Source organism: Rhodosalinus sediminis (assembly GCF_003385555.1).
GTDB lineage: Bacteria > Pseudomonadota > Alphaproteobacteria > Rhodobacterales > Rhodobacteraceae > Rhodosalinus > Rhodosalinus sediminis.
In genome coordinates, this window is record NZ_QOHR01000122.1 from 1 (window position 1) to 305 (window position 305).

At 66.9% G+C, this 305-nt stretch carries 1 protein-coding gene; it reads left to right on the top strand.

Annotated features, from left to right (window positions below; genetic code table 11):
• Positions 1 to 305, top strand: a 305-nt coding sequence (locus DRV84_RS15370) for a phage tail tube protein (RefSeq protein ID WP_239995114.1), incomplete at both ends; no start/stop codon positions are given.

Genomic DNA, 305 nt, shown 5'->3' on the forward strand with positions numbered 1-305 from the left:
CAGCATGTCGATCGAGACCGGCATGCCAGAAGTGCCGCGCTACGCGATGTACTCTGGCTGCGTCCTCGATCAGCTGACTTGGCAGATGCAGCGCTCGGGTCTGCTGACCGCCACGGCGCGGTTGGTGGCGCAGGGCGAGACGGTGGGCACGACGACCAGCGCCGGAACGCCAGCCGCGCTGGAGCTGAAGCGCTTCGGGCATTTCAACGGGGCGATCACCCGCAACGGGTCCGCCCTCGGCAACGTGGTCTCGGCGGAGATCACCTATGCCAACAACCTCGACCGGATCGAGACGATCCGCTCCG